This is a genomic window from Kitasatospora sp. NPDC048540 (genome assembly GCF_040651175.1).
In the GTDB taxonomy this organism is placed as follows: Bacteria; Actinomycetota; Actinomycetes; order Streptomycetales; family Streptomycetaceae; genus Kitasatospora.
In genome coordinates, this window is sequence record NZ_JBEZIR010000063.1 from 41,542 (window position 1) to 47,733 (window position 6,192).

Genomic DNA, 6,192 nt, shown 5'->3' on the forward strand with positions numbered 1-6,192 from the left:
CGCCGCGGGCGGTCACGGCTCGAAGCGGTAACCCATGCCCGGCTCGGTGATGAAGTGCCGCGGGTGCGAAGGGTCGGCCTCCAGCTTGCGGCGCAGCTGCGCGAGGTAGACCCGCAGGTAGTTGGTCTCCTTGTGGTACGCCGGGCCCCAGACCTCCTGGAGCAGCTGGGTCTGGCTGACCAGCCGGCCGGAGTTGCGGACCAGTACCTCGACCAGGTGCCACTCGGTCGGGGTGAGGCGGATGTCGACGCCGTCCCGGTTGACCTTCTTGGCGGCCAGGTCGACGGTGAAGGTCTCGGTGGTGACCACCGAGTCGTCCTCGCCGGCCACCGGTTCGGCCCGGCGCACGGCCGCCCGCATCCGGGCCAGCAGCTCGTCCATCCCGAACGGCTTGGTGACGTAGTCGTCGGCGCCGGCGTCCAGCGCCTCGACCTTCTCGTCGGAGGCGTGCCGGGCGGACAGCACGATGATCGGCACCCTGGTCCAGCCGCGCAGCCCGCGGATCACGTCCACGCCGTCCATGTCGGGCAGGCCGAGGTCGAGCACCACCACGTCGGGGTGGCGGGCGGCGGCCAGTTCGAGGGCGCTCGCACCGTCGTGGGCGGCGTCCACCTCGTACTTCCGGGCCTTCAGGTTGATCACCAGGGCGCGGACGATCTGCGGTTCGTCGTCCACGACGAGGACCCGGGTCATACGGGCTCCGCCTTTCGGTCGGTCGGCATCGGCTGGTGGTCGGGCAGGTCGACGGCGGGCAGGGTGACCACCATGGTGAGCCCGCCGCCCGGGGTGTCCTCGGCGGCCACGGTGCCGCCCATCGCCTCGACGAAGCCGCGGGCGACGGCCAGGCCGAGGCCGACGCCGGCGCCGCGCGGGGCGTCACCGTAGCGCTGGAACGGCGCGAAGATCCGCTCGCGGGCCTCCTCGGGCACCCCGGGCCCGCGGTCGACGATCCGCAGCTCCACCCGGCCGTCGGCGCCGGCCGGCTTCAGGGCGTCCGCCTTGACCAGCACCCGTTGGCCGTCGGGGCTGTACTTGACGGCGTTCTCGATCAGGTTGGCGAGCGCCCGCTCCAGCAGCCCGGCGTCGGCGTGGATCATCGGCAGGGTCTCCGGCACGTCCAGCCGGACCTCCTCGGGCGGCACCCCGCCGAGCGCGTACGGCACCACCTCGTCCAGGTCGGTGGGCTGGATCAGCGGGGTCACCGTGCCGGTCTGCAGCCGGCTCATGTCGAGCAGGTTGTTGATCAGGTGGTCGAGCCGGTCGGCGCCGGTCTCGATACCGGCCAGCAGCTCGGCCTCGTCCTCCTCGTCCCACTCGACGTCCGCCGAGCGCAGCGAGGTGACGGCGGCCTTGATGCCCGCCAGCGGGGTGCGCAGGTCGTGCGAGACGGCGGCGAGCAGCGCGGTACGGATCCGGTTGCCCTCCGCCTCGCGGCGGGCGGCGGCGGCCTCCCCGGCCAGCCTGCGGCGGTCCAGCAGCACCGCGGCCTGGGCGGCGAAGGCGCCGAGCAGCCGGCGGTCCTCGGCGGGCAGCACCCGGCCGCGCAGCACCAGCGCCAGCCGGTCGCCGACGGGTACGTCCACGTCGGCCTGCTCGGGGCGCGCCGGCGAGCGCACACCACTGGCCGCCAGGCTCTGCCACGGGCCGTGCGGGTCCGGGCGCTCCAGCAGCGCGGCCGCCTCGGCCTGGAAAGTCTCCCGGACCTGGTCGAGCAGGGCGGTCAGCACGCTGTCGCCGCCCGGTAGCGCCTCCCCGGCGGGCGCGCCGCGCAGCACGGTGCCGGCCAGGGCGCTCAGGGTCTGCGCCTCGGCCTGGCTGCGGGCGGCCTGGTGGGTGCGGCGGGCGGCCAGGTCGACCACCGAGGCGACCGCGATGGCGACCGCCGTGAAGATCGCCACGGCGAGGATGTTCTGCGGCTCGGAGATGGAGAAGGTGTGCAGCGGCGGGGTGAAGAAGTAGTTCAGCGCGCTGGAGCCGATCAGCGCCGAGGCGACGGCCGGCAGCAGCCCGCCGACCAGCGCGGCGCAGACCGTCAGCGACAGGAACAGCAGCATGTCGGTGGGCAGCCCGAAGGAGTGCACCTGGGTGAGCAGCAGCGCCAGCAGCGGCGGGCCGGCCACCCCGATCAGCCAGCCCGCGACCGTGCGGGTCCGTCCGAGGTCGGTGATCCGCCGGACCGGGATCCGGCCGCGGCCCGCCGCCGCGTGCTCGTGGGTGACCATGTGGACGTCGATGTCGCCGGAGTCCCGGGTGACGGTCGAGCCGACCCCGGGGCCGTACACGTACTGCCAGGGGCGGCGGCGGCTGCTGCCCAGCACGATCTGGGTGGCGTTGACGCCGCGGGCGAACGCCAGCAGGCCGGCCGCCGGTTCGTCGCCGAGCACGGTGTGGAAGCTGCCGCCGAGGCTCTCCACCAGCGCCCGCTGCTCGATCAGCGCGTGCGGCGAACCCTCGCCGGACAGGCCGTCCGAACGGGCGATGTGCACCGCCAGCAGTTCGCCGCCGGCCCCGCGGTCGGCGATCCGGGCGGCCCGGCGGATCAAGGTGGCGCCCTCGGGCCCGCCGGTCAGGCCGACCACGATCCGCTCGCGGGCCTGCCAGGTGCCCTGGATGCCCTGCTCGGCCCGGTAGCGCTGGAGGTACTCGTCGACCCGGTCGGCCGTCCAGAGCAGGGCCAGTTCGCGCAGCGCGGTCAGGTTGCCGGGACGGAAGTAGTTGCCCAGCGCGGCGTCGATCTTCTCCGGGGCGTACACGTTGCCGTGCGCGAGGCGGCGGCGCAGCGCCTGCGGCGACATGTCGACCAGTTCGATCTGGTCGGCCCGGCGGACCACCTCGTCCGGGACGGTCTCGCGCTGCCGCACGCCCGTGATGCCCTCGACCACGTCGCCGAGCGACTCCAGGTGCTGGATGTTGACGGTCGACACCACGTCGATGCCGGCCGCCAGCAGCTCCTCGACGTCCTGCCAGCGCTTGGCGTTGCGGCTGCCGGGCACGTTGGTGTGGGCGAGCTCGTCCACCAGGGCCACCTGCGGGCGGCGGGCCAGCAGCGCGTCCAGGTCGAGCTCGGCGAACCGCGCGCCCCGGTGGGTCAGCAGCCGCCGTGGAACCGTCTCCAGGCCCTCGGCCAGCGCGGCCGTCAGCGGACGGTCGTGGTCCTCGACCAGACCGGCCACCACGTCGGTGCCGCGGTCCTGCCGCCGGTGCGCCTCGGAGAGCATGGCGTACGTCTTCCCCACGCCGGGGGCGGCCCCCAGGTAGATCCGCAGCCTGCCACGTGCCATGAGCACCATTCTGGTCCGGCCCGGGGGGCATCACCCCGGACAACTGTTCGCCACCTGCGAGACTACGGCTTTTCGAGTGAATCTCCCTGGTTCGATACGGTTCAACGGCGGTTTTAGCACGTTATTGACGGCCCGGCCGGCGGTTCACGCCGCCGCCACGGCCGCGCAACACCCCGCCGGGACAATCGACCGCATGCTCTCCCTGGTCGCCCCCGTCCCCGCCGGCCGCGCACCGCTGCCCGTAGAGGGCGGCGGCGTCGGCGCCGTCCTGCGCACCGTCCTGGCCGACGGACCGCTCACCCGGGCCGCCCTCGGCCGGGCCACCGGCCTCAGCCCGGCCGCCGTCTCCCGGCACACCGCCGACCTGAGCGCACTCGGCCTGCTGCGCGAACTCCCGCCCCGGGAAGGCCCGCCCCGGGCCGGCCGCCCCCAGCTCCCGCTGGACATCGACACCCGCCACCACCTGGCGGCCGGCGTCCACATCGGGGTGCCCTGGCTCACCTTCGGCCTGCTGGACCTGCGCGGCCGGGTGGTCGCCCACGAGCGGGTGCCCCGGCGCGGCGACGCCGCCGCCGTGCTGCGCACCGTCCGCGGCCACCTGCCCGGCTTCGTCGCCCGCCGGGCGGCCGGCCGCTCCCTGCTCGGACTCGGCGTGGTCACCGGCGGCTGGGTCGACTCCGAGCGCGGCACCGTGGTCGAGCACGGACCGCTGGGCTGGCACGACGTCCCCGTCCGCGACCTGCTGGCCGGGGCCACCCGGCTGCCCGTCCACCTCGACGGGCACGCCCGCGCACTCGCCCAGGCCGAGCTGCTGTTCGGCGCGGGCACCGGAGCCACCGGGCTGGTCCAGCTGTTCGTCGGCAACGTGGTCGACGCCGCCATCGCCACCGGCGGCACCGTCCTGCGCGGCCACCGCTCCCGGGCCGGCGACATCGGCCACCTGCCGGTCCCCGGCTCCACCGAACCCTGCACCTGCGGGCGGACCGGCTGCCTGGAGGCCACCGTCTCGCAGGACACCGTGGCCCGCCGCGCCCACACCGGCGGGCTGATCCCGGCACCCGACTTCGACCTGCTGCTACGGCTGGCCGCCACCGGCGACCGCGGCGCGCGCCGGCTGCTGGAGGAACGGCTGGAGCGGACGGCGCCGGCCGCCGCCCTGCTGATCGACGTGCTCAACCCCGACGTCCTGGTGGTCAGCGAGGGCGGCCTGCTGACGCTGCCCGACCTCACCGGCCACCTCAGGGAACACGTGCTGCGGCACACCAGGGCGCAGCCCCCGCCGCTGGTCACCGGCGCCTCCTTCGGCCGGGACATCCTCGCCGTCGCAGCCTGCGCCGGGGTCCTGGACAGCGCGTACCAGCGCCCGATGGAGCTGCGGACCGCACGCGCACTGTGATGCTGCCGCACCGTCAACGCGGCATTAATTCCACGGCCCGGCGAATCGTTGTCCGGCCCGCCGACCGCCTGGACGATGGCAGCTGACCCCTTCACTCCTCCGGAACCGGAGCCGTTTCGCCATGCCCGAAGACCGCCAGCTGCACTTCAACCTGTTCCTGATGGGCGTCGGCCACCACGAGGCCGCCTGGCGCCACCCGCGGACCGACCCCGGCCGGGCCGCCGACATCGCGCACTTCCAGCACCTCGCCCAGGCCGCCGAGGCCGCCTCCTTCGACTCGGTCTTCCTCGCCGACGGCGTCGAGGCCCGCGCCGCCGGCGGCTGGGGCCTGATCAGCCACTTCGAGCCGTTCACCCTGCTCACCGCACTCGCCGTGGTGACCGAGCGGATCGGCCTGATCGGCACCGCCTCCACCGGCTTCTCCGAGCCGTACAACCTGGCCCGCCAGTTCGCCTCGCTCGACCACATCAGCCACGGCCGGGCCGGCTGGAACATCGTCACCTCGGCCGGCGACCGCGCCGCACAGAACTTCGGCCGCGACGCCAACCAGGAGCACGCCGTCCGCTACCGGCGCGCCGACGAGTTCCTCCAGGTCGCCACCGCCCTGTGGGACAGCTGGGAGGACGGCGCGCTGCTGCTCGACCGCGAACGCGGCACCTTCGCCGACCCCGCCAGGGTGCACGAGATCGACCACGTCGGCGAGCACTTCAAGGTCCGCGGCCCGCTGAACATCCCGCGCAGCCCGCAGGGCCACCCCCTGCTGGTGCAGGCCGGCTCCTCCGACAACGGCCGCGCCTTCGCGGCGCGCTGGGCCGAGGCCGTGTTCACCGCCCAGCAGACCCTCGCCGAGGGACAGTCCTTCTACGCCGCCCTCAAGCGGCAGGCTGCCGACGCCGGCCGCGACCCGGCCGGCCTCAAGGTGCTCCCCGGCGTGGTCCCGGTGCTCGGCTCCACCGAGGCCGAGGCCAAGGCGCTCGACCAGGAACTCGACGACCTGATCGACCCGGCCCGGGCGATCGGCGTCCTGTCCACCGTCCTCGGCGTCGACCTCACCGACCACCCCCTGGACGCCCCCCTGCCCCCGCTGCCCCCGGTCACCGAGATCAACGGCGCCAAGAGCCGCTTCGAGCTGATCCGCGACCTCGCCGAACGCGACCGCCTGACCCTGCGCCAACTGGTCGGCCGGCTCGGCGGCGGCCGGGGCCACCAGGTCGTCGTCGGCACCCCCGAACAGCTCGCCGACCACATCGAACAGTGGTTCACCGAAGGCGCTGCCGACGGCTTCAACATCATGCCGCCGATCCTGCCCGACGGCCTGACCCACTTCACCGAGCACGTCCTGCCGATCCTGCGCGAGCGCGGCCTGTTCCGCGACGGCTACACCGGCCGCACCCTGCGCGAGCACTACGGCCTGCCCCGGCCCGCCGGCCGCCACGCCCGCTGACCCGCGTGCATGGTGGACTTGCGGATCGCCATCTGGCGTGTGCTCCTGGGCTGTTCGGGCACCGGAGGCGG

At 74.5% G+C, this 6,192-nt stretch carries 4 protein-coding genes; 2 read left to right on the forward strand and 2 right to left on the reverse strand.

Features of this window, described 5'->3' with window-relative positions; all coding sequences use genetic code 11:
- Positions 1-12: 12 nt before the first annotated feature.
- A complete protein-coding gene (locus AB0D08_RS23600; protein ID WP_033818075.1) occupies positions 13-693 on the reverse strand; it encodes a response regulator in 681 nt (226 codons plus the stop codon).
- The gene (locus AB0D08_RS23605; protein WP_359891307.1) at positions 690-3,281 is read right to left on the reverse strand and encodes a sensor histidine kinase KdpD; all 2,592 of its coding nucleotides are present in this window, start codon (positions 3,279-3,281) and stop codon (positions 690-692) included. The genes AB0D08_RS23600 and AB0D08_RS23605 overlap by 4 nt, the downstream gene beginning before the upstream one ends.
- A 193-nt stretch (positions 3,282-3,474) precedes the next feature.
- On the opposite strand from AB0D08_RS23605, the gene AB0D08_RS23610 reads away from it, so the two are divergent.
- Together AB0D08_RS23610 and AB0D08_RS23615 are read left to right on the forward strand one after the other, a co-directional pair.
- Positions 3,475-4,677: an ROK family transcriptional regulator gene (locus AB0D08_RS23610; RefSeq protein ID WP_051811684.1), complete on the forward strand. Its 1,203-nt coding sequence runs from the start codon at positions 3,475-3,477 to the stop codon at positions 4,675-4,677.
- Between the two features lie 121 nt (positions 4,678-4,798).
- Entirely contained in the window at positions 4,799-6,121 is a 1,323-nt protein-coding gene (locus AB0D08_RS23615) for an LLM class flavin-dependent oxidoreductase (protein WP_359891309.1), read from the forward strand.
- Positions 6,122-6,192 lie beyond the last annotated feature (71 nt).